The sequence below is a fragment of the Algoriphagus winogradskyi genome (genome assembly GCF_900182815.1).
Taxonomy (GTDB): Bacteria; Bacteroidota; Bacteroidia; order Cytophagales; family Cyclobacteriaceae; genus Algoriphagus; species Algoriphagus winogradskyi.
In genome coordinates, this window is record NZ_FXUA01000006.1 from 141,046 (window position 1) to 166,323 (window position 25,278).

Sequence of the window (25,278 nt, forward strand, 5' to 3'; positions counted from 1 at the left end):
GTAAGAAATAAGTAGGTAAGGTTTTTTAACTAACTGATTAAGAAAAATTTAGACTTGAAGTTTAGGGTTGATTATCCTCAGCTGTATTTTTGATTAACTAATTCTTTTACTAACCTTCCTATACAACTTGTCATGAAACACTCACTACTGTTCATCGTATTCCTATACTTTTCAGTTTCAGCCTTAGCACAGCGAAATATTTCCATTGAAATAAGCGCTGGGGCTATTAGCTCTTTTTCTACTGCCACAAATTCTGTGGATGGGAGTAAAGTGCCTATGGATAACAGTATTGGGGCAAATGCGGGGTTAAGTCTTTTATTTCCAATTTCTGAAAAATGGGATTTGTACTCAGAATTTGGGTTTTACAGAAATGGGATGAGAAATGAGATTAAAAATCCAACAAATGAATTTTATCTTTTCCGCTCCCTAGTTCCGCCAGCGTACACCCCTTCCTTTTCCATAGGAGGGAGGTATAATTTTACTATTAAAAAGCAGGATTTCTACGTCCAGCCCGGATTGACACTTTCTACCAGTACTTCACTTGGTGCGATGAATGGCTTTGAGGGTTCAGGAGAATCCAGCCTTCAGCAAATCAATAGGATCGGCACCGCTATTAGAGTAGATGTAGGTAAGAAGTTTATGACGAAGAAAGAGAATTATTTTTTGGTAGGGTTGAGATACCAACAGGGAATTACCGGATTGAACAACTATACCAATCCATTGATGTCTAATTCTGTTCAGATCGGTGAAGTTACACAAGTTACCAAGGGTAGTTATTTCGGGATTTTTGTAGGCTATGGTCTGAATACCGGAAATTGGAGAAAGTCTTCTAAGAAGTAATTGTTGAATATTCTAAAATCAAATCTTCCTAGGTGAGGCAAGCTAATTACTCACCTGAAAGAGGTCACTAGGATTGCTGATAAGTAACCTTCATACTTGGTGTTTCTGTGTAAAACCAAGGTGATTTTCACTTCAAAGATTCTGTTAGTTCCCGTTTTCTAAGGGCGGATTGTAATCCCCGATATGCAGCCTAAAGTGTCTGGAAAATGCTGCTGAAATTGATGCCTCGGTTTTGATCTTGAAATTATTTTTGGAGATGTAAATGGAGCTAAAAAAGGAGAAGAAAATGGCCGATAAATCTTCGGGTATTAGATCGCAATTTAAACGCTAAGCAGGCTTGGGATTTCGTTTACTTATTAGGTATTTATTCCCACATTGGGAAAACAGGAGGGCGGGTTGAGTAAGATTCCAGTGGGACAGGATCCATAGGTTGGGTAAAAAGGAGAGTTAAGAAAGGACAATCCGAATTATATAATCAAAGCGTGTTGGCTCTGTATTTCATGATTTTTTCTCTCAACCTACTTCTGACATGTGCTGTTTGCTAACTCTTTTTCTGAGCAGATTTTTATTCGGTATACAAGGGTGGAAGAGTAGAATTGATCATTCAGTTGCTGTCAATTCTTAATTTATTTTGAAATGATTTCGAACGTTTAACAGCGGTGAAAACTCAAAATGCAGACTCTGATTTAGGGTGAAATTGGAATTTTTCTTTGCAAAATATTCTACGGTTTGCTAAAAGCTGATCTAATTGGAGATTCTTCGAAAGGATTCAGAATTGTCAGTATGGTTAAGAAGCTTTACTTTTTAATTTGTGTGTTAATAAGCTGATTATATGATTATTAAGTCGTATTTAGGTCTATCATAATTTGTCTTAGCTAAAAAGATTAGTCTCGCCTAAAAATTGTCACGCTTCTGAAAAAGGATCATTTCGACGAGCAGAACGTTAAACATTCACATTCCTAAATTTTTTATCAGATAAACCAGTTCCTGTGAGCACCAAGTGTTTTGTATGGGTCAAGAGTAATGCATGAGATTATGACTTTTGAGGTAGATTTTTTTAATCTTCGTATTATTAACTCACAACCCTAACTGTTAACTTCCTCGATGCAAATATCCCCGATCAAAAAAATACTTTTACTAGATGACGATAGGATCCAAAAAATTTTAACAGAGAAGCGTTTGTTAAAAATTAATTCGGGAACTGAATTTGTGTATTTCGATACGCCAAGTAAAGCCTTGGAATATCTTAAGACAGCTCATGTGGACCTTCTGTTAGTAGATCTGAATTTACCGGAAATGAGCGGTTGGGATTTTGTAGATGAGGTAGAAAAAGTAAGTCCAGAATCACGGATAATCTTACAATCAGGGTCAGTGGATCGGGAGGAGTTTGAGCGTGCAAATGCAGATAAAAGAATCAGTGAAATTTTCGAAAAGCCACTAAGTGATTCAGACTTAAGATCAATCCTTGGACTTTGAGGCATATGACACCCATCCTTTTGAATAATTTAATTAATTTCGAGCCATCAGAAAGAATGTATGACTGAAAAAGCAGAAGACAGAAAGCCCCTGCTTTCAAAGAAAATAGATAGGTTTTTTACCGGATTGGCGGACGCTTGGAATTTTGTAAGGCGATTCTTCAAGGAGGTATTTGTACCACCTTATGAATTTAAGGAGGTCATTCACCAATGTTACCGTATAGGGGTTGAATCGTTACCCTTGATTTCACTTACAGGGTTCATTGTAGGTATCGTATTTACTAACCAATCCAGACCTTCCCTTTCAGAATTTGGAGCTACTTCATGGTTGCCATCGCTGATTTCCATTGCGGTAGTTCGGGCCATGGGACCACTAGTTACTGCACTGATTGCTGCCGGTAAGGTAGGATCCAGTATAGGTGCTGAGATTGGCTCGATGAAGGTGACTGAGCAAATTGATGCGATGGAGGTATCCGCGACGAATCCTTTTAATTTCCTCGTAGTGACGCGGGTGATCGCAACCACTCTGATGATACCATTGCTTGTGATGTACACAGACTTTGTAGCCCTAATGGGGTCGTTTCTTAGTGTAAGTGCTAATGAGAAAGTGAGTTTGACCACTTTCTTTGTTCAGGTATTTGAATCTATTTCATTTCTGGACATCATTTCTTCGGTATTGAAGTCAATTTTATTCGGCTTTACCATAGGAATAGTGGGCTGTTACAAGGGATATAATTCATCCAAAGGAACAGAAGGTGTAGGCCGGGCGGCAAATGCAGCAGTGGTTATGGCGATGTTCCTAATATTTATAGAAGAACTGTTGGTTCTTCAGATCGTTAACGCAATCCGAGCATTTTAATCATGGAAGAGAAGGTTGTAGAAATTCGCGGTTTGGAGAAGTCTTTTGGGGACTTAGATGTATTGAAAGGGGTTGATCTGGATCTACACAAGGGAGAAAACCTTGTGGTTTTAGGTAAATCAGGATCTGGAAAGTCAGTTCTAATCAAGATAATGGTTGGGCTTTTAAAACAGGATACTGGATCTATGAATGTGCTGGGTAAGGAAGTTTCCACCTTAAGCACAAGAGAATTGAACGCTTTGCGTCTGAGAATTGGGTTTTCATTCCAAAACTCAGCGCTATATGATAGTATGACAGTTCGTGAAAACATGGAGTTTCCCTTGGTGAGGAATATAAAGAACCTGACTAAGAAAGAAATCACCATGAAAATCGAAGGTTTGCTGGATAGTGTGGGTTTACCTCAATCTATCAACCAAATGCCATCAGAGCTTTCCGGAGGTCAAAAGAAAAGAATAGGTGTTGCGCGTACGTTGATTTTGGAGCCTGAAATAATGCTTTATGATGAACCAACGGCAGGATTGGATCCTATTACATGCGGAGAGATCAATAGCCTTATCACGCAAGTACGAGAGGAGTATAATACCTCATCCATCGTTATTACTCACGATTTGACCTGTGCTAAAGATACAGGGGATCGTATGGCAGTATTGTTGGATGGACAGTTTGACGCTGTCGGAACTTTTGAGGAGGTCTTTCCTCACGCAGAAGACAAACGCATAAAATCATTTTACGATTATAATTTCATCAACTCATGAGAGGGGAAAATAAAAGATCAGTCATAGTTGGCATTTTTGTCTTTTTAGGCATTGCTATCCTGGTTGCAGGTGTTTTGACACTTGGTGGCCAGCAGAAAAAATTTGTAAAGGCGATTCAGCTAAAAGCTGTTTTCGATGATATTGGAGGTCTTCAGACTGGAAACAACATCTGGTTTTCCGGTGTGAAGATCGGTACTGTTCGTAAAATCAATTTTTACGGAGATTCTCAGGTAGAAATTGAAATGAACGTGGAGGAAGAAGTGGTGGAATTTATTAGAAAGGATTCGAAAGCCACTATCAGCTCTGATGGATTGATTGGTAACAAGATCATCGTCATCTATGGCGGTACTACTTTGGCACCACCAGTAGAGGATGGTGATAGACTGGAATCAGTGATGCCATTGGATACAGACCAGATGATGGAAACGCTGCAGGTGAATAATGAGAATCTAGTAGAAATCACAGGCAACCTTAAAAACCTGACTAGCAAACTTGCTGCTGGTGATGGCATGGTGGGTGCGGCGTTGACCGACTCCTTAATGGCAGAAAGCTTCAGAGCGATAGTTAGAAATTTGGATCAAGCATCCATCAATAGCAATCGTATGATTGCTGAGTTGAATAAGTTTACTTCGAAATTGAATCAGGAGGGAAATCTCTTTAATGATCTAGTGACCGATACTACCATGGCTAATGAGTTGAAGCAAACAATGGAAAGCTTCAAGCAAACAGCGGCTAATTCTGAAGAAATGACTCAGAAGCTGAGCGCGATTACTGATAAGTTCAACGATCCTAATAATTCTTTGGGAATGCTTTTAAATGATCCTGAATTCGCTGAGACCTTGAAAAGCACCTTGGAAAATACCGATTCAGCTACTTATAACTTGAACCGTGGAATGGAAGCCTTGGAATATACCTGGCCATTCAACAAAGGTTTTAAGAGAAAGGCAAAAGCTGCAGAAAAGGCAGACAACTAACAGAAATTAGTCTTTATCATTTTCATCGAGCCCGCGGGAAATCTTTTCGCGGGCTTCTTCTTTTTCTTCCCCATTTGCTTTAATTGTTTCTGTATCGTTTGTCGGTGTCAACACAGCCTTCAATGAAATAGGGAAGTGATCTGATCCTATACCTTTTTGAACTTTTAGACTAGCCACCCCAAAGTGCTTGCTTAAAAAGATATGATCCAATGGCCATCTGAAAAGTGGGACTTTCGCATGAAAGGTGTTAAATAAACCTCTGCCACGACGAGGGTCAGCCATTTCAGAATTTTTCAAAAACAGCTCCGTAGTGTAGCTCCACGCCACATCATTCAAGTCTCCTATGACCAGAGATGGCTTCGGGTTGGCCTTTGATTTTTTTCCAACCATCAATATTTCTGCATCTCTTTCCGTACTTTTTTCATTTTCGCCCGGCACGGGAGGAGTTGGGTGAATCGCATAAATGGTAATTATTTCCCCATTTCGAAGCTTTATATCTAATTCCAACGAAGGAATTTCTTCATTGATCAGGTAATTTATTTCCTGTCTCACAATTTCCATTCGGGTATAAAGTAGCAATCCGTAGGTATTATCTAGCGGGATTTTAATCTGAGTTGGATAATCATTTTCTATTTCAGAAAGGCCTCTTTCCCATGCCTTATCCGTCTCCACAAAAAATATTAAATCTGGGTTTACTGAATTGACTAGTGCGACAGCTTTCTCATAGTGTTTGTTGTATTGATAGACATTTCCCACCAAAAGGCTGATGCCTGACTGTTCGTTGTAGGATACCGTTTCGATCATTTTTTTTCCAAAAGGACTGAAAGGCCAGACTTTGGTACTCAGGTAGATAGCTGAAATTCCCAGTGCAGTAATCCAGAAATACGCCTCAAGTGAAACTGACCAGCCAAGGGAACTGATCCAACAAACCGTCAATCCAATGATGATGACCAATTTCTGCAGTCTTGGATAGTCAAAAATACGTACCCACCAGTAATCCAGCTTGACTAAAGGGAAAAATGTAGCGAATATAAAAAAGACACTGAATACTTGAAGGATGAGGTAACCCATGTAAAAATTTGATTTTCTTAAGTTAAATTAAAGATGAATAATCGGCCTGCAAAATGGGGAAACTTTATTTCAAATGTAAAGTATGGAATCCTAAGCAGGAATTTTGAGTTAGTTAAGTGAATCTATTTTTAACCTTAGCCCATAGCAAACATGAGTCAAGACCCATTCCAGATTAAAACTACATTGAAAACTTCAAAAGGAGATCATACATTTTGGAGTTTAGAGAAATTAGATGCTAGCGGTCATTCGGTAAAGCACTTACCTTTTTCAATCCGGATTTTATTGGAAAATGCGCTGAGAAATTTTGATGATTTTGCGATTACTAAAGAGCATCTTGAAACCTTGATGAATTGGTCACCGCAACCCTCCGATAAAGATGTCCCATTTAAACCTGCTCGAGTTCTGATGCAGGATTTTACAGGAGTTCCGGCGGTGGTGGATATAGCATCCTTACGTTCGGAAGCGCATCGAAAGGGTAAAGATGCAAGTACAATTAATCCATTGATTCCAGTAGATCTTGTCATAGATCACTCGGTGCAGGTGGATTATTTTGGGACTAATTACAGTTATCAAAAGAATGTAGAAAAGGAATACGAACGGAATTCTGAGCGCTACAAATTCCTGAAATGGGCACAAAAAACCTTTAATAACTTTTCAGTGGTGCCTCCAGGTATGGGGATCTGCCACCAGGTAAACTTAGAATATTTAGCTCAGGGAGTAATTGAGCGAGATGGGATGGTTTTTCCAGATACGCTTGTCGGGACAGATTCCCACACACCTATGGTGAATGGAATCGGAGTAGTAGGCTGGGGAGTAGGAGGAATTGAAGCGGAAGCAGCTATTCTAGGTCAGCCCATTTACTTTATTATGCCTGAAGTGGTCGGCCTGAAGTTGACTGGTAATTTGCCGGCAGGTACCACGGCTACGGATATGGTATTGACCATTACGGAGTTACTTAGAAGAAACAGCGTAGTGGGTAAGTTTGTAGAGGTATTTGGGCCAGGTTTGGATAATCTTTCCGTCCCTGACAGAGCTACCATTGCCAATATGTCTCCGGAATTTGGCTGTACTGTGACTTACTTCCCGATTGATGATCGTACGTTGGATTATATGGGAAAAACCAATCGCTCAGCTGATCAGATCAAATTGGTGGAGGATTATTGCAAGGCCAACATGCTTTGGAGAAAAGACGAGGATCTGATCAATTACAGTTCTGTAGTGGAATTGGATTTGGGAACCGTTGAAGCTACTGTTTCCGGCCCAAAACGTCCACAGGATAAGATTTTGGTGAGAGATTTCAAACCGAAATTCGGAGAGCTCTTGGAGTCAGTTCATGGTCGTCAATATATTCCTATCGATAAGCGAGAAGAAGTATCCCGTTTCCTTGAAGAAGGAGGAGGACAAACTGAAGATCAATCGGGAGTTGAGGCACCTGCAGAGACCGAGATCAAAACTAAGATTAAAAATGGTCTGAAGACTGTTTCAGTTAATCTTCATAACGAGAAATTTGAATTGTATGATGGCTCTATCGTCATCGCAGCAATTACATCCTGTACCAATACTTCCAATCCTTCCGTAATGCTTGGAGCAGGATTAGTGGCCAGAAAAGCGCGGGAATTGGGATTGGATGTGAAGCCTTGGGTGAAAACTTCCTTGGCTCCAGGATCGAAGGTGGTGACCGATTACTTGGAGAAATCAGAGTTACTTGAAGACTTAGAGGCGCTAAAATTCCACACCGTGGGTTATGGCTGTACTTCTTGTATTGGTAACTCAGGACCGCTTCCGAGACACATTGCGAAAGCAGTGGAGGATAACGACCTAGTCGTAGCTTCTGTCCTTTCCGGAAATAGAAACTTTGAAGCCAGGGTGCACCCGCAGGTGAAAATGAATTACCTCATGTCGCCTATGCTAGTGGTAGTTTATGCCATTGCAGGTCGTGTGGACGTGGATTTATATAATGAGCCGATTGGCTACGATCCGAATTTGGAACCTGTATTTATGAAGGATATCTGGCCAACTAATGAGGAAATAGCTGAGGTTGCCAGAAAAGTCCTTACACCAGATGATTATGAAAAAAGCTACGGTGAGATTTTCGAAGGAAATGACATTTGGAAAGAATTACAATCCGGTGAAGGAGAAATCTATCCTTGGGATGATAGCAGTACCTACATCAAGGAAGCGCCATTTTTCAAGGGGATTGCGGTAGATGTACCAGAACCTAAAAACATTACAAACGCAAGAGTTCTTTTGAAACTGGGTGACTCTATCACTACAGATCATATTTCTCCGGCAGGATCTTTCAGACCTGATACTCCTGCGGGAAAATACCTAAACGGAAGAGGAGTGGAGCGACCGGACTTCAATTCCTATGGTTCGCGGAGAGGAAATGACGAGGTGATGGTTCGTGGTACTTTTGCCAACGTTCGTATTAAAAACCAATTAAGTACCCAAGAAGGTGGGTTTACTACTTATGTTCCTTCCGGGGAAGAAATGAGTGTATTCGAAGCTTCTGAGAAATATCAGGCAGCTTGCGTGCCTTTAGTAGTCTTAGCTGGAAAAGAATATGGATCAGGATCTTCACGTGACTGGGCTGCAAAGGGAACCAACTTACTTGGCATCAAAGCCGTAATTGCTGAAAGCTATGAACGTATTCACCGAAGTAATTTGGTGGGAATGGGAGTCTTGCCACTTCAGTTCATGCCAGGTGAAACTGCCGAGAGTCTAGGTTTAAGTGGAAAAGAGGAATTCACTATTACCGGAATTGAGGATGGACTGAAGCCTTCGCAGAAATTCGAAGTCATTGTCACTTCAGAATCTCAGGAGAAGAAAATTCAAGTACGCTCGAGACTGGATTCAGAAGTTGAGATTGCTTACTACAAGCATGGCGGAATTCTGAATTATGTATTGAGGGATTTCTTGAAGGATTAGGGGAGTTGGGTGTTGGTTGTCGGATGACCGATGCAAGCCTCTGCTAGTTTTGAGCTTGGCTTTAATTAGTTTTGGCTCTTTTGAAATCACAAAACCCGTCAGAAATGGCGGGTTTTGTTGGTTGTATAACTTTGTTATTGAGTACGTAAGATTCCCCATAGAATTACCAGAATCAGCGAGGCGACGGTTAGAATTGTTAACGCAATTGACTCAAGTTTCCTTGATTGCTCTCGCTGTTTAACTACCAATCTTCTCAGTTCGTATTGATTTAATTTTTCGTTTTTCTCCATTTAAAATCACTGAAAGACTAATCCAGCTTAAACCTTACCGGAATATATAACCAGGCATCTATCGTATTTCCATCATGGTTAGTAGCAGGAGTAATTTCTCCCTCATATTTACTGGCTGCCTGAAGTGCTTCTAGCGCCAAAGATTCACTTACATTTTCTGGATTGGCTAACTCGAAACCACCATGCTCACCAAATTCATTTACATACATCCCAAGAATAGCGGTTCCTTCTTCTCTATCTCTCCGAGCTAATGCAGGGTATTTCAGGTTTTGCATCAGTGTTTGATTCCAAAGATCCTGATTTAGTTTTGGCTTTGGCTCAAACACATTTTCATCTGCAGTAATTACTTCCTCACTACCTGCCTTTCTGATTTCAAAGTTCTTTTCACCCTGAAAAAGCACTTCGCCTATTTTTTCGCCCTTGGAATAGTATATAGCATGGTAGAAACCATTGTTGCGATTCTTGATTTTCTTGGAAGTCAACTTCCCATTTTCATCATAAGTCTCTGTGTTTTCCTCAGGAAAATCCCCCTCTTGGTTATGACCATATCGGGTAACTTTAACTATTTGATTTTTCAGATTGAAAATGCGCTCTATGGATGTGCTGTCGCTAAGATTGACAATAATTCCTTTGTAGAAATAATTGATGGTATCGGCCTCGGCTATCGGGTAGAAATGCTTATTCAATCGGACTATTTGGGTATCCTGAGATTTATAAAGCGAGGAGCTAAGTCCAAGAAAGGCTGTTATTAGGAGAAAAAATCGAAAGGTATTTTTGAACGCCATATTTGATTGACTAATAGTAAAGTTTAATTATAATCAAACAAATCTGAAATTGAAAACCATTTGAACTAAAGCCTATGTCTCACTTTAATTCAAATCTCTTTTATCCCTGAAGTAAAACCTTATTTTTGTGACTCATTCCTATCAAACAAACCAATGAACGCAATTAATCCCACTAGCACATCAGCCTGGGCAAGATTAAAACAACTTGCTGAAGAACATAAAGACATGACCATTCTATCTCAATTTGATCAGCCGGAGCGCTTTGATAAGTTGAGTATTTCGATGGAAGATATTCTGGTAGATTTTTCGAAGAATAGAGTAAATCAGGACATCCTTGATGCACTTTATGATTTGGCTAATGAGTGCAACCTACATGAGGCGGTTGAAGATATGTTTACTGGAAAGCCTATCAATGTCACTGAAGGGAGGGCGGTATTGCATACTGCGCTGAGAAATCCTGCGGATGAGACTGTACTTCTGGATGGACATAATATCATGGAAGATATCTCTGCTGTCTTGAAAAAAATGAAGATTTTCGCAGATAAAATCCAAAATAAACAATGGCTTGGCTACACAGGTAAGCCGATCAAATCTTTGGTAAACATCGGGATTGGTGGTTCTGACCTAGGTCCGGTAATGGTGACGGAGGCCTTGAAGCCTTATCAGAACCCTGATATTGAGTGTTTCTTCGTTTCCAATGTAGATGGAACCCATATGGCCGAAACGCTTAAAAAAGTAGATCCTGAGACTACGCTATTTTTTATCGCTTCCAAGACGTTCACTACGCAGGAAACCATGACTAATGCGCATTCTGCACGTAATTGGTTCTTGGAACATGCAAAGGATGAATCTGCAGTGGCTAAGCATTTCGTGGCGCTTTCTACTAATGCCAAATCGGTAGAAGCATTTGGAATTGATACAGCAAACATGTTTGAATTCTGGGACTGGGTAGGAGGAAGGTATTCCCTTTGGTCTGCCATTGGTTTGCCAATTGCATGTACCATCGGATTTGACAATTTCGAGAAACTACTATCTGGCGCTCATGCGATGGATAATCATTTCCGTCATACTCAGTTTGACAGAAATATTCCGGTTGTCCTGGCGTTGATAGGTATCTGGAATACTAATTTCCTTGGTGCGAGTTCTGAAGCTATTTTGCCATACGATCAGTACATGCACCGTTTCGCCGCCTATTTCCAGCAGGGAAATATGGAAAGCAATGGCAAGTACGTAAGTCGCTCCGGTGAAAAAGTGAATTATACTACTGGACCGATTATCTGGGGTGAGCCTGGGACAAACGGTCAGCATGCTTTTTATCAGTTGATCCATCAGGGCACACACTTGATTCCTTGTGATTTCATCGCTCCGGCGATTTCCCATAACCCGATTGGTGATCATCATCAGAAATTGCTCTCCAACTTCTTTGCCCAGACAGAAGCCCTAATGAAAGGTAAGTCTCTCGAAGAGGTAAAAGCAGAAATGAAAGCTGCCGCTAAGTCAGACGAGCAAATCGAAGAAATCGCTCCGCATCGGGTTTTCGAAGGTAACCGTCCTACCAATTCCATTTTGGTGAAGGAAATCACTCCTTATACCCTCGGCGCTTTGATTGCCATGTACGAACATAAAATCTTCGTTCAGGGTGTTATTTGGGATATATTCAGCTTCGATCAGTGGGGAGTGGAGCTAGGTAAGGTTCTAGCATCTGGAATTCTTCCTGAGCTTAAAGGTGATGAGGAAGTTACCGCCCACGATGGCTCTACCAATGGCTTGATCAATGCCTATAAGAAAATGAGAAAGTAAATCTTTGATAAGATAGCTTAATTAGGTGGGTTGACCTCGGTGGCTTGTGTCCTCCATCAGTTGCCCTAGTTTGTGCCTGCCTTGCCGGTAGGCAGGTCTCCACAAACCACTTAACACATTCATAGTTCCGGTCTGTAAGACACAGACCGGGGTTGAGTAATAAAACAAACCCCGATTCTGAAAGGAATCGGGGTTTTCTATTGTCGTGATTTTTGAAACATACATGAGTTATAGGAGTTAAACTTAAAAAGCTCCTATATGCAAAAGTCAGCAATCATCTTACTACTCACTGCCTTTTTTATCCTCAATTTTTCCTGTCAGGCACAGACAACAACCGAAGATCCATACACTTTTAAAAATCCAAATTGGGATGGTTCGGGTAAAGTCTATCTGGGAAGGGAGATATCCCAAGTCATGGGTTTTGCTGGAAAGGACTGGTTGGAGCGTGCAGAACGAGCACGTGAAGAAGGTGTTGCCGATGCATTGGAAAATCTACCGGTCACTTCCAAAAGTGTAGTTGCAGACATAGGAGCTGGTTCTGGATATTATACGTTTAGAATAGCTCCCTTAGTTAGTGAGGGCAAAGTCTATGCTGTGGATATTCAAGAAGAAGCAGTCGATTATATCCGAAATAGAAGTAATGAGCTAGGGGTTGAGAATGTGATTCCAGTGCAAGGTACTGAGCAATCACCTAATCTGCCCGAGGGAGAAGTGGATCTGGTTATCATGGTTGACGTGTATCATGAGCTCGCGTATCCGCAGGAGATGCTTAGTGCTATATATAAATCGCTCAAGCCAGACGGTAAAATAGTATTACTCGAATACAAAGGTGAGGATCCGAGTATTGCAATCAAGCCACTTCATAAAATGACCGAAAAGCAGGCAAAGAAGGAGTTGAAAGCTAATGGGTTTGATTTGGTGGAAAATGGAAAATTCCTACCAATTCAGCATTACCTGATTTTTGAAAAGGTAAATTCAAACTAAAATTCATCCACTTAATAATTGAGGCAATTTCGTTCTTCTGTCCACCGAAATTCCAATGGTTTAGAGATTACAAAAAACTTCTTCATAAACTGGATAAAGACAGGGTAGTCAGAGGGAATAGTCCCGTGACCACCATCATGCATGTAATATCCAAGTTTGTTTTCCAGCAATGAAATGTCTCCCGGAGCAGGCATTTCATGGTTTTTTGGACCATTTTCTCCAAATAATTCATAGACTTGGATAGCCTCCTGAGCGGCTATAAACTCACCCTTAGGGTCTGACCAATAATCCGTATTTCCTGTTTGAAGCAGTATAGGTCGGGGGGCAATCATCGCTACGAGCGTGTGAGCATCAAAAGGAAAGTCATTTACATGCGTGGAATAGGCATGATAGTTTGGGGCAAACTGGTAGCCATACCTGGAGGAGTCAGACATATGCTTGATGTTTTCGCCATAATCCCTTCTTGCAATAGCAGCTCCACCTTCACCCGAGCAACTGGCAATGATCATTTTGAATCTAGTATCTCTTATTCCTGTCCAGAGCACTGTCTTTCCTAATCGGGAAACACCCATTAAGGCAATGCGACTGGCATCAATCTGCTCGTCTTTTTCAAAATAATCCATGGCTCTGCTGAGTCCCCAAGACCAAGCTGAGATTGTTCCCCACTCATCGCTTTGAGGCTCCGTTTCGCCAGGCTTGAGAAAATCCTTGCGTATTCCGTACTCAAAACCATCCTTGAAATCTGGATCTATATCTCCATAGTAAACTGTGGCGAAACCATATCCTGCGTCTATAAATTGCTCCACATTAGTAGCCCGAAAAGCACTTGGCTGATCTGCTTTGACTTTTTCACCTGATTTATTCCACATTTCACCAACTCGTATTTCTGGATCGTTTACGGTTAGATTATTTGCAGTAAAGGAAATGGTGAAGAAAACAGGTGTTTTCTTATTAGAATTCCTGGGTAAATAAATGAGCAAATCCATTGGGTGCTCTTTGCTGTTTTCAGTTAAATATATTCTGACCTGCCTGCGAATTGCCTTGCCATTTAAAGCCTTGCTTTCTTTGTCATAAACTTCAAAGGCTATCGATTTTGGAGCAGGAGGTGTTTTTCCATATTGAAGTTCTGCAATAAAATTTAATAGTTCTGGTCTTCGCTCATGCATCCAAATCTCTGAATTAGTAACTTTTTTACCATTCTCCAGGGTGAGTATCTCAGGTAAAGTATAAGGAGGAATGGCATCTTCATCATAATTGACAGGGAAACCGGCGACTAACTTTGGTGGCTCCTGAGTCTGCGCAATCGCTAGAATATTAGAGTAGAGAAAAATCGAGAAAGCTAGAGATATATTTATTAAAGCAGTTCTTTGCATGGTCTGGGGGTTATTGTTGCTCCAATATGTTAAATGAAATTGATTTGACTATCCTGATACAGAGGAAATTGAAGGAGAATGGTGTGACAATTAGGTGGCAATGACTTCCCTCAATTATTTAAGTGACTTGAATCTGAGCTTTTGAATAAATATGAATCGATCCAATTCTAAAATCCTATTCTTATATCTTAGCACTTCGAAAAACCTAAGGCTATTGTCCTTTCTCCATAAGAATTCCAGAAATAAATGAAGCAATTATTCTCTAATCTTCTCTTCAAAGTTTTCATCGCTATCGTGTTAGGGATAGTTTTTGGTCTGTACTTGCCGGAATCCATCAATCGGGTTTTCGCGACCTTTAATGCCTTTTTTGGTCAATTTTTGAATTTTGCCATTCCTTTGATTATCCTCGGATTGATCATGCCGGCAATCTCTGACTTGGGTAAAGGTGCCGGGAAAATACTGCTTATCACTGCCGCAATAGCTTATGGATCTACGCTGTTCTCTGGCTTTATGAGCTATTTTACCTCTTCTACTATTTTCCCATCTCTTCTAGCTTCCCATGTAAATGAAGCAGCAGAGGTAACCGAGGGAGGAAATGATTTAGTGCCTTATTTCAGTATCACCATACCTGCCGTGATAGATGTAATGTCTGCTTTGGTTTTGGCATTTGTGATTGGATTGGGACTTTCGTATCAGGAGAATTCCACGTTGAAAAAGGTGGTAAAGGACTTTGAAACCATCATCATGCAGGTGATCGAGAATGTAATCATACCACTCTTGCCAATTTTCATCTTGGGGATTTTCGCAAATATGGCTTTCAGCGGTCAGGTTTATTCCATTTTATCTGTATTCTTGAATATCATCGGGGTGATCTTTGCCATGCATATTTTCTTGCTGATCCTTCAATATGTGATCACAGGAGCGATTGTCAAAAAGAATCCTTTTAAGTTATTGGCGACTATGATGCCGGCATATTTTACGGCTTTAGGAACACAATCCTCAGCAGCTACTATTCCAGTGACGCTGGAGCAAGCTGAGAAAAATGGAGTTTCTCCTAAAATCGCTGGCTTTGTCATTCCACTTTGTGCAACGATTCACCTGTCAGGAAGTATCATGAAAATCACTGCTTGTGCTATGGCTTTGATGATCTTGGAAGGCGTTCCCTTTGATTTTGGGATGTTTGCAGGATTTATTTTTATGTTGGGTATTGCAATGGTAGCAGCACCAGGAGTACCTGGAGGAGCAATTATGGCAGCAATTGGAGTACTTCAATCCATGCTTGGATTCAGCGAGGAAATGGTTGGGTTGATGATTGCACTTTACATTGCTATGGATAGCTTTGGAACTGCCTGTAATGTTACAGGTGATGGAGCGATTGCGCTAGTGGTGGATAAAATTACTCAGGACAAAAAGTTGGATGCTGCAGCCTAAACGTTGATTTATCTTAAGATTTTCATTCTGTTTTTCCAATCCGTAAGTAACTCTTTTCGCCCTTTATTGAGGGGGCAAAATACTTTCCTTTTTAAGAGACATTTTAGTTCCTGAAAAATAAGAGAAACCTAAGATTCTACACTAGATTATGTGCATGGGCATAGTTGACCAAACCTACCAAGGTTGAGCATTCGATCTTTCGGAGAATATTTTTACGATGGGTTTCTACTGTTTTCTCGCTGATAAACAGTACTTCTGCGATCTGCTTTGTAGAAAAATCCCTAGCTATGAGTTTAATGATTTCTGTTTCTCGGGGTGAAAGATCGCTTTTCTCCGTAGGAGCATTAAGCTGCCTTACCAGTATCTCCGAGATTTCATCACTGAAGTACTTCTTTCCTGAAGTGACTTTGTCAAGGGCTTGCATCAAAGAAGAATGGGCATCATTTTTCAGCACAAAGCTGTCGATATTTTCCTTGAGTAAATCTCTCACTACCGATGGGTCATCATGCATGCTGAGCACGATAACTTTGATGTCAGGATTGATGGAATGAGCGATTTTGATGATTTCCAAGCCTGAAAAATCAGGTAGCTCATAATCGGTGACAAGGATGTCAAAATCCTGAGTTTTCAGAAGTTCGATCGCTTTTTTGCCACTACTGGCTGCTGCTGCGACCTCATAGTCTTCCAGTCCGCTGAGAAGACTTTGTGTGCCTTCCAGTAAGATTTTATGATCATCTATTAAAAGTATTCGGTACTTCTTCATCAGTTTTTCTGTCTTACTTTTAAATAAACGCAACATCTTTTTGTTTCAAAGTACGTTGTGTTTGGACTATGTTTCAATACCTATGACTAGGTATTCATCTCTACCTGAGTTGTTTTAAAGGCAAGTGATTTGTCTAGGATAAGGGTGAGCATGGTGTTTTTTCTTCCTTGCATGGTGTCTATGTCCATTGATCCTTTAATGAGATTAAGCCGGGTATTGATATTTCTCCATCCATTTCCTTTGCTGTTTTCAAAGGTGTTTAGGTCAAACCCATTCCCATTATCTTCCACAGTGATAATGATCTCCTCCTCATGCGCGGTAAACTGAATTAAGATCTCAGTTGCTTCGGCATACTTTAAAATATTGGATATCCACTCCTGCAAAATTCTGTAAAGTGAGATTTCAAAAACCTCATTCAACCGGGCATCAATGCCAAATACCTGCACTTTCGCATTTACCTGGTTTGATTTGTTGATTCTAGCGATCAATTCCTGTAAAGCTGGAATTAATCCCTCCTTTGTCAGAACCTGAGGCATGAGGTTGAAGGCGATATTACGGATCTCCCGCTGAATATCATTGAGTAAAACAGTGGAGTTGTCTACAATTTCATTTCGCACCAGCGGATCATTGCTGGTACTCTTCAAGCCTTGGATATTCATAGTCAATGCACTCACTAATTGACCCATGCTATCGTGGAGGTCGGAAGCAAAACGCTTTCTTTCCTTCTCCTCGCTGGAAATCACCGCTTGAATTTGAGCTTCGCGAAGTCTGGTTTTTTGCTCACTAAGAACCTTTTGCTGGCTGATTCTGGATTGCTTTCTCCAGAGATAAAACACCAACAGTAGGAGAAGTAAGACAAAGAATAAGGCTAGGATAATGATGAAATTCCGCTGATTGGTAGCCTGCTGTAGACTATTCTCCTGATCCAATAAAATGATTTGTTGGTCCTTCTTCTCTGTTTCATACTTGGTTTCCAGTTCTGCGATTTCTTTGTTCGTTTCGATATTCAGCAAGCTATCAGCATATATTTTCTGAAACTTATGCGCATTCAGCGCATCCCCAAATTGATTATTTGCTTCATAGACTTCCGCCAAAAGCCCATAGCCATCCTTTAAGCGATTTAGATTATTCAGTTTCTTCGAGAGTTCTAAACTCTGCTCAGCGAATGTAATTGCACCTCTAGTGTTTTCTCTTCTAAGCTCATTTTGAGCTAGCGAATAAAGTAGTATAGAATAGTCATAGTCATTCTCATAGCTGCCAGAGGAATAGATCTTCATTGCCTTTTCGAAATTATTATTGGCAAGTATGTAGTCTCCTTTTTCTGAATATGCATGTCCCAAATCTGTGTAGATCAATGCTTGGCTTTTTGTGTCATTAGCATCAATGGCATAGGGCAGTGCTTCCTGGAAATAATAAATAGCAGAATCCTGATTATTCAAGCGATCATATACATTCCCTATGTTCAATAAAGTCTTTTGAAGATTTTGTCGGAATTGATCATCTGGAAGTGATTTTTTGAATTCCAGCGCCTCGAAATAGTAGGATTTCGCTTTGTCAAACTTTTCATTCAGGAAATGCACATTTCCAATGTTAGTCAGTACACTTCCTTTCAAGCCTTGATCTTCTAAATTATTGACAATCCGGAGTGCTTCTAATTGATATTCCAAGGAAGTATCATAATCTCCCATGTTTTGAAGGATGAGTCCCAAGTTCACAGATGTCACCGCCACACCACGTTCATTTTCGAGAGAGGAGTACAGTTCGCGCGTTTTGTCCAGGTAATAAGCTGCTGAATCGTAATCGGATTTAGCCCAAAAAACTACCCCTACATTATTGGACGCATAAGCCTGCAAAGCTAGATATCCCTTTTTCTCTGCAATCTGAATAGACTCATAGCCATACTCCAAAGCTTTTGGAGGATCAGAGTATTTCAAATGCCAGCATAGGTCACCCAAAACAGTTGCTTTGGTCGAATCATCTGGTTGGTTTTTTAAAATGTTTTGAAGGCTGTCGATCAGTTCAGTTTGTCCAAATGAGGCAAAACTATAGAGACAAAAAAACAAAATGCTGATAACTCTCAATGCGACAGATTTTAGCTTATATACCTACTATTAGGTATGCCAAAATACCTAATCGACCTTATTGAAACAAGGGGTATTAATTAAGTCATTTGTATGAACCAGAACATAAAAATTCGAAACCATGAAAAATACTTTATTAATCTTTGCCTTTTTTGTCTGCACAATCGCAAATGGGCAACTCGTAACCAGCAAAAATCTCAGCGATAATAGCTACGGTGAAAAAAAATTGAAGGATGCTCCTAAGAAGATTTATTTAAATCAATTTAATATCAATTACCAGTTGATCGCTGCAAGTTCGGAGGCGAGTGCGGGAGGCAAGACCAGAGCAGAGATGGCTGTCGGTATGACTGGAGTGGAGATTTCAGACATGCAGGAAATCACTGACAATGCCTACGCTATGGTCGTAAAAAGACTAACCGATGCAGGAATTGAAATTGTGACTTCCGATGTAGCGGAGAAAACTGATTTTTATAGCGATTGGACAAAGACCCAAGGAGGAACTCCTACGAAAGCACAACTACTAGGATATGTAACTACAGCGCCTACTGGTTTTGATTATTTCTATAAATCAATGAATAAAGACGGTAAGACCAAAGGGTCTTTTATTGTAGATACTACACCTAAATTATCCAAAGATTTGGGAGATATTCCCGTTTTTGAAGCGAACATCAGCTTTCAATTTGTGACTATTGAGGGGAATAGCTCTTACGTGACAGATGCTACCAAGATGAAAGGTGTGGTACAATACCAAATACCTGAAGTGGCTATTGCTAAATCTGCTGAAGGATTATTAGGTTCTAAAATAGAAACATCCAGAATCGCTGCACGGATTGTTTGGAAAGGTGGGATGAATGGGTCAGGAGCAAATACTATTTTGTCATATTCCCCAAAAGGTGGGATAGAAATCCCTGGCGTGATGGAAGAAAAGAAATTTAAGGAATATGTCGCGCCAGATGTGAGTTACAATACCACTTATAATGGGGTTGCGTATACCAATGATAAGGAACTCGAAGTATCTCATCAGGTAAAGGCTGATAGAGCGGCTTACAAAGCAAAAACGCAACAAGCGCTAAATGAATATTTGAGTATGGTGGTAGATAATTTCCTAGCAAGTCTAGGGAATTGATCAAAGAAGAAAGGAAAAACCTTGGCGCCTTGAACTGAAATAAAATCAGATCAAGGCGCTTATTTTTGTGTTGTTTCAGTTGGTAGATTCAAATACTAGGAACGGCTTCTTTACTGGTTTCTGCCAAATTATTTTTAAAAAAAAACACCCCATTTTGGGGTAGAACAACCGCTTCTATCCTTATGCTTCGGTTGCCTGGGGAACAGCTAAAAAAAATCAAAATGCCCTTGCTTATCGTTTAGAAGGCTTATCTGATTTTTTAAAAGTTTTAATAAGTCTAAAGTCATCGATGGAATTGGTCTTGCTATATGACATTGAAATGAATATTTCGCTTTTTTTATAAACATAAAAATCATGAGCACTTCCAAATCAATGACTACTTATTCTCAGGTATTAAATCAATTGCCTGCAAAAGGATATGGAAAGGAATTAACCATAAGACAAGCAGGGGCTTTGTTTGACGGATCAGACAAAATTTATCAGCCTGAGCAATTAAAGATCGTGAAGGTTTACAGGTTCGAAGGTGAATCAGATCCATCCGATATGGCTGTGATTTATTTACTTCACAGCGATACTGGTGAAAAGGGCTTTCTGCTTAATGCTTATGGAACCTATTCAGATGAGGATAATCAGTATTACGATGACTTCATCAAAAGGGTAGCTGTAGAGGAAATTGAAGGATTGGGTAACGACCTGGAATAAATTTTCGGAACTGAAGAAAATTTGTTCATTTACTGATTTACATTAAAAACCACCACCAACATGCTTATTATAAACAATCAACCTACAGGGATATTTTCAGCGTATTTACTGGGAAAGAAAGAAGAAGTAGATAAAGGGACCACGCGAAAAACACCCGGGCAGTCAGGAGGAACTAGACCTCCTAAAAAAGAAGAATTCAATGAAATTGAACGGGAAAATGACCGTAAGAATGATGTACAGGAGGAAACTGTAGATAACGAAGAGCGCGATAAGAATAAAAAATAGGCAAGGGAGGTTTATTCCTCTCTAGCTGTTTTTTGCCCATCGTCCTTGCTGTTTTCCTCAATTATAGTTTTCAGCTCTTCAGCTCTTTTGGGATCACCTGCCCATTCGTATAGGTGAGATGCCTTTTCTCCTGCTTTTTCTACAAATCCAGTTTTATCTATTGTGGCTAGCCACCCAATAAACTTCCGCATTACCTTAAAATATGGAGCCATCAGCAAGGAAGAAAGTGCTATTAGTAGCCAGCCCAATGGAATAAAGGGTAATAGCAGTGAAACTAGTCCGCCTATAAAAATAAGAGCTGCAATAGTTGGTATTAAGAGTTTTCTCACTGCGGAAAGATACAAATCCTTAGAGGAAAGGACTCAAATTCTTTTATTTGGTTAGTGGCCTCTTGACGTTTTTTTCATATCGATCCTTTCTGATATTTTCTCTGTGCTAATGAAAACTCCTCCAAGTAAAAATATAAATCCGCTGAGATAGAATTGTTTAATAGGATTAGCCGCAAAGATGGCAGTCACCTTGGATTCTTTGCTTATCTGGTCGGAAGAACGCTGACTCCCGCACTGGAGGGACAGACTGAAGCGGACTCAATTCTTAAGTTTAAGATACCCTTTGTTGCTTTTGATCCATACCAACACAAAAGCGCATATACATATTGGTTACTTTTCACTGGGACTTAGGTACTAGCATGGAAGCAAATACTTTTGCTGCGAGGTTACTTTTCGAGACTTTTCAAATTAGTGAGTCAAATTCAGTCACTTATAGGTTATTGTCTAAACCCTGGCCCTCTAACCACTTGACCTGGGAATGCTCCTGTATGTTCGCCATTTTCGAGCACTGCTGTTCCGTTCACGAGAACGTGTACCATACCAGTGGCATATTGCATAGGCTCCTCAAAGCTCGCATGATCTTGGATTTGAGCAGGGTCAAAAATTGCCAAATCTGCAAAATATCCTTCTTTCAATGCACCACGTTTTTTGATTTTCAAGTTGGTAGCAGGCAAAGTTGTCAATTTGTAAATAGCTTCTTCTAATGTGATCACCTTTTCCTCACGAACATATTTGCCGAGAACCCTGGCAAAATTCCCAAAGGCTCTAGGGTGGTAGCTTGACTTGAGAAATACTCCTTCTATGGAGTAGGAGCCAGCATCTGAGCCAAAACTCATATAGGGAAGTGCTAGTTGTTTTTTTACATTTTCTTCAGACATCAGGAAATAGATGGTTCCAACCCGGCTTCCATCCTGAACGACCAAATCCATAGCAGTTTCTTCAGGAGAAAGTTGTCTTAGCTCCGCCACTTCCGCCAAGGTCTTTCCAGTGAGGTATTTCAAACTGTCATTTTTAAATCCAACTAAAATCATTTTCTCAGGTCCTTCTACCGCTTGCATCAGACTTTCCCATTCATCGGTAGGAGTCTTCATTTCCTGAAGTACCTTTTTACGGATAAAAGGGTCCTGCAAGCGCTCAGCCCATTTATTATAGCCGCCTTCTTGTACCCATGGAGGCATCGCAGCATCTAAACCAGTGGCTCCAGCGATGTAGGTGTACATATCAGTAGTGATCTCTAAACCGGCAACTCTTGCCGAATCTATCTTGGCAACCACCGCATCATATTTACCCCAATTAGCTTGTCCGCTTTCCTTCAAATGGTAAACTTCTGCCCTGATGTTAGCTTCACTAGCAATTCGGATCAATTCGTCCAAGCTTTCCAGAAGCCTGCCTCCTTCACTTCTCATATGTGAAATATACATGCCATCGTAGGCTGCAGCTACCTTGCAGAGTTCTATTAGTTCTTCGGTACTTGCATAAAAAGCTGGCGCATAGATCAAGGAAGACCCCACGCCTAATGCACCTTCTTCCATAGCCTGCCTAACCAGGGATTTCATGGATTCCAATTCTTCTGCCGTTGGAGCTCTGTCTTCGTATCCAAGTTCATGGATTCTCACTGTGGTGGCGCCTATGAAGGAAGCCACGTTTGTAGAAACACCTTTTTTCACAAGAAAATCAAGGTATTCACTGAGCGTCCTCCAGCTGATCGGGTATTTAATGTCTCCCTGTGATTTTTCCTCATCCACTTTCATTTCTTCATTGAGAGGGCCCATGGACCAGCCTTCACCAAATACTTCCAAAGTAACGCCTTGTCGAATATCGCTTTGAGATCTACCGTCTTCGATCAAAGACTCTGTAGCCCAGCTCAACATATTGATAAAGCCTGGAGCCACCACCAAACCAGTAGCGTCTATTTCCGAGTTCCCAATTGCATCTTGAAGATTCCCGATGGCAGCTATGGTATCTCCCCGTATTCCTATATCTCCCACATAGCTAGAATTTCCAGATCCATCTACGATTTGACCATTTTTGATCAGGATATCGTAGGATTCAGAATTGGAACAGCTGAAAAAAAGGTTGGCTATTGCGAGAAAAAAAAGGAAAGGTTTCATGGAGTTGATTTTATTTTTTGAGGGGAAAAGTATGGTCTTTTTAGCCTTAGTGTATTCATAGTCAGGCTAAAAATTATGATCTTCTTGACCATTATTCTCTGAAGTTACTATCTTTTCAATAATGGCAAAACTGAAAAATCCTCCTTTTGCTTAAAAGTCTTTCCAGACACAAGTTAACTTCTGGCTAATTACGCAGCTGTGGATTGATTACAATTCCTGCGTTATTTATCATTGGAGATTCAATGTTTTGGTTGCCAATTCGTAGTTTAGAGTAAAATATCTAGCTATGCTTACCTTACAGGAAATCGAATTTTTGGAAACTTATGGCTACCTTAATTTGGGTCAGCTACTGACCGACGAAGAGGTCAAAAAAATCAATGATAGAGTAGCCGATTTGATGCAGTCTGAAGGTGAAAATGCAGGGGCAGAATTGGCAGAATCAAAATATATCCGACACCCAAAAGAGGAAGGAGCGGACCGCCTAGCTGATTTGGTAAATAAGGGGCCGATCTTTGATGTTTTTTACACCCATCCTCGAGTGCTGGCAGGTATTGAAGCTGTTTTGGGGCAGCAATATAAGCTTTCCTCTCTCAATTACAGGGCTGCAAAACCTAGTATGGGCCTTCAGAAACTCCATGTCGATTGGAAGAATACAGTAGTCAATGGAGCCTACAAAGTTTGTAACAGCATTTGGCTTTTGGATGACTTTACAGAGAATAATGGTTCAACACGGATCGTACCAAAGTCCCATAAACTAAGTGCTCTTCCCGATGAAGTGATGGCTAATCCTTTGGACAAGCATCCCGATGAAATCCGGATTATCGCGCCTGCAGGCTCGGTCTTCATCTTTAATTCCCACGTATGGCATGGGGGCACCATGAATGAGACAGAAAATGTAAGAAGGAGCATTCACAGTTATTTCTGCAGTAGAGAGCAACCTCAGCAAATCGATCAAAAGAGGTACATCACTGAGGAGACTTTACAGAGGATTGGCGAAATGGGAAGGTGGACTTTGGATGTTTGAGAATAGCTGAGATGGTCAATAAAACAAGTCATTCTTAAATCAGTTTCTCAACCTTAAACAGGAAATTAACTATTGCCTTTCTATATACATCACAGCCGAGTCTTCTACGTATTTGGCAGGATTGAAGCTGGAGTAGAATTTGTTTCTAAGGTTATTAAGGGGGCTATTCATTGCCATTATTTTAGAGGTAAATTCTAAAGGGAATTTTGCTGGGTCAGAATAATTCTTCAAGAGAGTATCGTATTGATCAATATTAGCCAGCATTCTCGTAGTGAGCTGACCAAATCTAAGTCGTAACGACTGGACTTTATACATGTAAGTTTCTACCTGACCGAGCCATTTTCCTTTAGTGTCAGGTGATTTATCCAAATATGAGATCTTATCTGAAATTGATTTTCTACACTCATTCTTGAATTGCTCTCTCTCAGAGTCAAGTGTGGCTTTTAGATATCTACTTTCAAAACGCTGTTTATCAATGCCAAAATAGCTCATTTGCTCATTTAGCAACAGCGCATTTTCCTTCTGAAGTTGCTCTAGTTCCTGATTGATTAGATTCCATTCATGATCTATGATTGACTTTTGCTGCTCAAATTGACTGGAGATAGTCAATATTCTAAGCATTTCTGGAGTCTTATCGTATAGGTCTTTTTCCTTTTTACCTAGCGTTCCGATAAGACTGGTGACTCCGGAAATTGCGGTGTTCACCATTGTTCCATATAAGGGCACGGTAGAAGATGCCGTGGAAATCAATGAAAGTGAATTTTGAAGTAAACCAGACATGGCATCTGATTTACCATCTTTCTCATACCATTTATCAAACTCAGTTTTCCAAGTCGTAAAGGACTTGTATTGCTGGATTTTGCCAATGCTTCCCAACTGATCAAAAAATGACTGTGAGGTAAGAAATAGCTCTAGAGGCTGTATGTCCCGTTGGATGCTCAGCAATTCTGTGAAAGCGAGCTGTCCGTTAAGATTTATCTTGGTTTTAGGAGCTTCTTCCAGGATTTTTAACCTTGTATCTAGCGCGAATTGGAGTTTTTCCATATCCTCAATTTTTTCCTTATCCGAAGCTGTTTTGTTGTCAGTGGCTGCGAGCTTTTCAGTGAGTCGATTTACAATCTCTTCGTTATTTTTCAGCTTTTCATTGAGCTCCTTCAGTTGATTATCACGATCCGTTTTGATTTGCTCGGTTATTTCTGTCTGAGCTTGCGCAAAAGCGGTTGTAATCAGAAATAGGAAGAGAAAGAGAGGTGTTTTCATGTTTTTCTCAATATTAGAATAGAAAAGGGTGC

Annotated in this window: 21 protein-coding genes; 13 read left to right on the forward strand and 8 right to left on the reverse strand. The window is 40.4% G+C overall.

Annotated features, from left to right (window positions below; all coding sequences use genetic code 11):
• The first annotated feature begins 132 nt into the window (after positions 1 to 132).
• The 5 genes from QOL76_RS15480 to QOL76_RS15500 all read left to right on the forward strand — a co-directional run bounded on the left by QOL76_RS15480 (position 133) and on the right by QOL76_RS15500 (position 4,903).
• A complete protein-coding gene (locus QOL76_RS15480; RefSeq protein ID WP_283413878.1) occupies positions 133 to 840 on the forward strand; it encodes a hypothetical protein in 708 nt (235 codons plus the stop codon).
• Positions 841 to 1,944: 1,104 nt separating this feature from the next.
• Positions 1,945 to 2,316 (forward strand): response regulator, encoded by a 372-nt coding sequence (locus QOL76_RS15485; protein ID WP_283413879.1) that lies wholly within the window; start codon positions 1,945 to 1,947, stop codon positions 2,314 to 2,316.
• Between the two features lie 60 nt (positions 2,317 to 2,376).
• Complete coding sequence (locus tag QOL76_RS15490) at positions 2,377 to 3,174, forward strand: MlaE family ABC transporter permease (protein WP_283413880.1); 798 nt, start codon at positions 2,377 to 2,379, stop codon at positions 3,172 to 3,174.
• Between the two features lie 2 nt (positions 3,175 to 3,176).
• The gene (locus QOL76_RS15495) at positions 3,177 to 3,929 is read left to right on the forward strand and encodes an ABC transporter ATP-binding protein (protein WP_283413881.1); all 753 of its coding nucleotides are present in this window, start codon (positions 3,177 to 3,179) and stop codon (positions 3,927 to 3,929) included.
• Positions 3,926 to 4,903, forward strand: a complete 978-nt coding sequence (locus tag QOL76_RS15500) for an MlaD family protein (RefSeq protein WP_283413882.1) — start codon at positions 3,926 to 3,928, stop codon at positions 4,901 to 4,903. Before QOL76_RS15495 ends, QOL76_RS15500 begins: the two co-directional genes overlap by 4 nt.
• 6 nt (positions 4,904 to 4,909) lie before the next feature.
• Here the strand turns inward: QOL76_RS15500 and QOL76_RS15505 are convergent, their stop codons facing one another.
• A complete protein-coding gene (locus tag QOL76_RS15505) occupies positions 4,910 to 5,974 on the reverse strand; it encodes an endonuclease/exonuclease/phosphatase family protein (RefSeq protein ID WP_283413883.1) in 1,065 nt (354 codons plus the stop codon).
• Positions 5,975 to 6,124: 150 nt separating this feature from the next.
• Between QOL76_RS15505 and acnA the strand changes: the two genes are divergently transcribed.
• Positions 6,125 to 8,902, forward strand: a complete 2,778-nt coding sequence (gene acnA / locus QOL76_RS15510; RefSeq protein WP_283413884.1) for an aconitate hydratase AcnA — start codon at positions 6,125 to 6,127, stop codon at positions 8,900 to 8,902.
• A 307-nt stretch (positions 8,903 to 9,209) separates the two neighbouring features.
• Here the strand turns inward: acnA and QOL76_RS15515 are convergent, their stop codons facing one another.
• Entirely contained in the window at positions 9,210 to 9,977 is a 768-nt protein-coding gene (locus tag QOL76_RS15515) for an energy transducer TonB (protein WP_283413885.1), read from the reverse strand.
• Between the two features lie 153 nt (positions 9,978 to 10,130).
• On the opposite strand from QOL76_RS15515, the gene pgi reads away from it, so the two are divergent.
• Both pgi and QOL76_RS15525 read left to right on the forward strand, forming a co-directional pair.
• Positions 10,131 to 11,777, forward strand: coding sequence for a glucose-6-phosphate isomerase (gene pgi / locus QOL76_RS15520; RefSeq protein WP_283413886.1), 1,647 nt, complete (start codon positions 10,131 to 10,133; stop codon positions 11,775 to 11,777).
• A gap of 258 nt (positions 11,778 to 12,035) precedes the next feature.
• Entirely contained in the window at positions 12,036 to 12,761 is a 726-nt protein-coding gene (locus QOL76_RS15525) for a class I SAM-dependent methyltransferase (protein WP_283413887.1), read from the forward strand.
• Positions 12,762 to 12,772: 11 nt separating this feature from the next.
• Here QOL76_RS15525 and QOL76_RS15530 read toward each other — a convergent pair whose 3' ends face one another.
• A complete protein-coding gene (locus tag QOL76_RS15530; protein ID WP_283413888.1) occupies positions 12,773 to 14,134 on the reverse strand; it encodes an alpha/beta hydrolase family protein in 1,362 nt (453 codons plus the stop codon).
• A 246-nt stretch (positions 14,135 to 14,380) separates the two neighbouring features.
• On the opposite strand from QOL76_RS15530, the gene QOL76_RS15535 reads away from it, so the two are divergent.
• Positions 14,381 to 15,565, forward strand: coding sequence for a dicarboxylate/amino acid:cation symporter (locus tag QOL76_RS15535; protein WP_283413889.1), 1,185 nt, complete (start codon positions 14,381 to 14,383; stop codon positions 15,563 to 15,565).
• Positions 15,566 to 15,701: 136 nt separating this feature from the next.
• On the opposite strand, the gene QOL76_RS15540 is transcribed toward QOL76_RS15535, so the two are convergent.
• On the reverse strand, positions 15,702 to 16,328 hold the full coding sequence (locus QOL76_RS15540; protein WP_283413890.1) for a response regulator: 627 nt from the start codon (positions 16,326 to 16,328) through the stop codon (positions 15,702 to 15,704).
• Positions 16,329 to 16,414: 86 nt separating this feature from the next.
• Complete coding sequence (locus tag QOL76_RS15545; protein WP_283413891.1) at positions 16,415 to 18,409, reverse strand: tetratricopeptide repeat-containing sensor histidine kinase; 1,995 nt, start codon at positions 18,407 to 18,409, stop codon at positions 16,415 to 16,417.
• A 121-nt stretch (positions 18,410 to 18,530) separates the two neighbouring features.
• Here QOL76_RS15545 and QOL76_RS15550 point away from each other — a divergent pair, with 121 nt between their 5' ends.
• The 3 genes from QOL76_RS15550 to QOL76_RS15560 all read left to right on the forward strand — a co-directional run bounded on the left by QOL76_RS15550 (position 18,531) and on the right by QOL76_RS15560 (position 20,522).
• Complete coding sequence (locus QOL76_RS15550) at positions 18,531 to 19,535, forward strand: hypothetical protein (protein ID WP_283413892.1); 1,005 nt, start codon at positions 18,531 to 18,533, stop codon at positions 19,533 to 19,535.
• A gap of 354 nt (positions 19,536 to 19,889) precedes the next feature.
• The gene (locus QOL76_RS15555; RefSeq protein WP_283413893.1) at positions 19,890 to 20,237 is read left to right on the forward strand and encodes a hypothetical protein; all 348 of its coding nucleotides are present in this window, start codon (positions 19,890 to 19,892) and stop codon (positions 20,235 to 20,237) included.
• A gap of 60 nt (positions 20,238 to 20,297) precedes the next feature.
• Entirely contained in the window at positions 20,298 to 20,522 is a 225-nt protein-coding gene (locus QOL76_RS15560; protein WP_283413894.1) for a hypothetical protein, read from the forward strand.
• Positions 20,523 to 20,533: 11 nt separating this feature from the next.
• On the opposite strand, the gene QOL76_RS15565 is transcribed toward QOL76_RS15560, so the two are convergent.
• Positions 20,534 to 20,851, reverse strand: coding sequence for a hypothetical protein (locus tag QOL76_RS15565; RefSeq protein WP_283413895.1), 318 nt, complete (start codon positions 20,849 to 20,851; stop codon positions 20,534 to 20,536).
• 437 nt (positions 20,852 to 21,288) lie between these two features.
• Positions 21,289 to 22,962 carry an N-acyl-D-amino-acid deacylase family protein gene (locus QOL76_RS15570; protein ID WP_283413896.1) on the reverse strand — a complete coding sequence of 558 codons (1,674 nt, stop codon included), beginning with the start codon at positions 22,960 to 22,962 and terminating at the stop codon, positions 21,289 to 21,291.
• A gap of 286 nt (positions 22,963 to 23,248) precedes the next feature.
• Here QOL76_RS15570 and QOL76_RS15575 point away from each other — a divergent pair, with 286 nt between their 5' ends.
• Positions 23,249 to 23,986 carry a phytanoyl-CoA dioxygenase family protein gene (locus QOL76_RS15575; protein ID WP_283413897.1) on the forward strand — a complete coding sequence of 246 codons (738 nt, stop codon included), beginning with the start codon at positions 23,249 to 23,251 and terminating at the stop codon, positions 23,984 to 23,986.
• A 69-nt stretch (positions 23,987 to 24,055) separates the two neighbouring features.
• Here QOL76_RS15575 and QOL76_RS15580 read toward each other — a convergent pair whose 3' ends face one another.
• On the reverse strand, positions 24,056 to 25,246 hold the full coding sequence (locus tag QOL76_RS15580; RefSeq protein WP_283413898.1) for a coiled-coil domain-containing protein: 1,191 nt from the start codon (positions 25,244 to 25,246) through the stop codon (positions 24,056 to 24,058).
• Between the last annotated feature and the right edge of the window lie 32 nt (positions 25,247 to 25,278).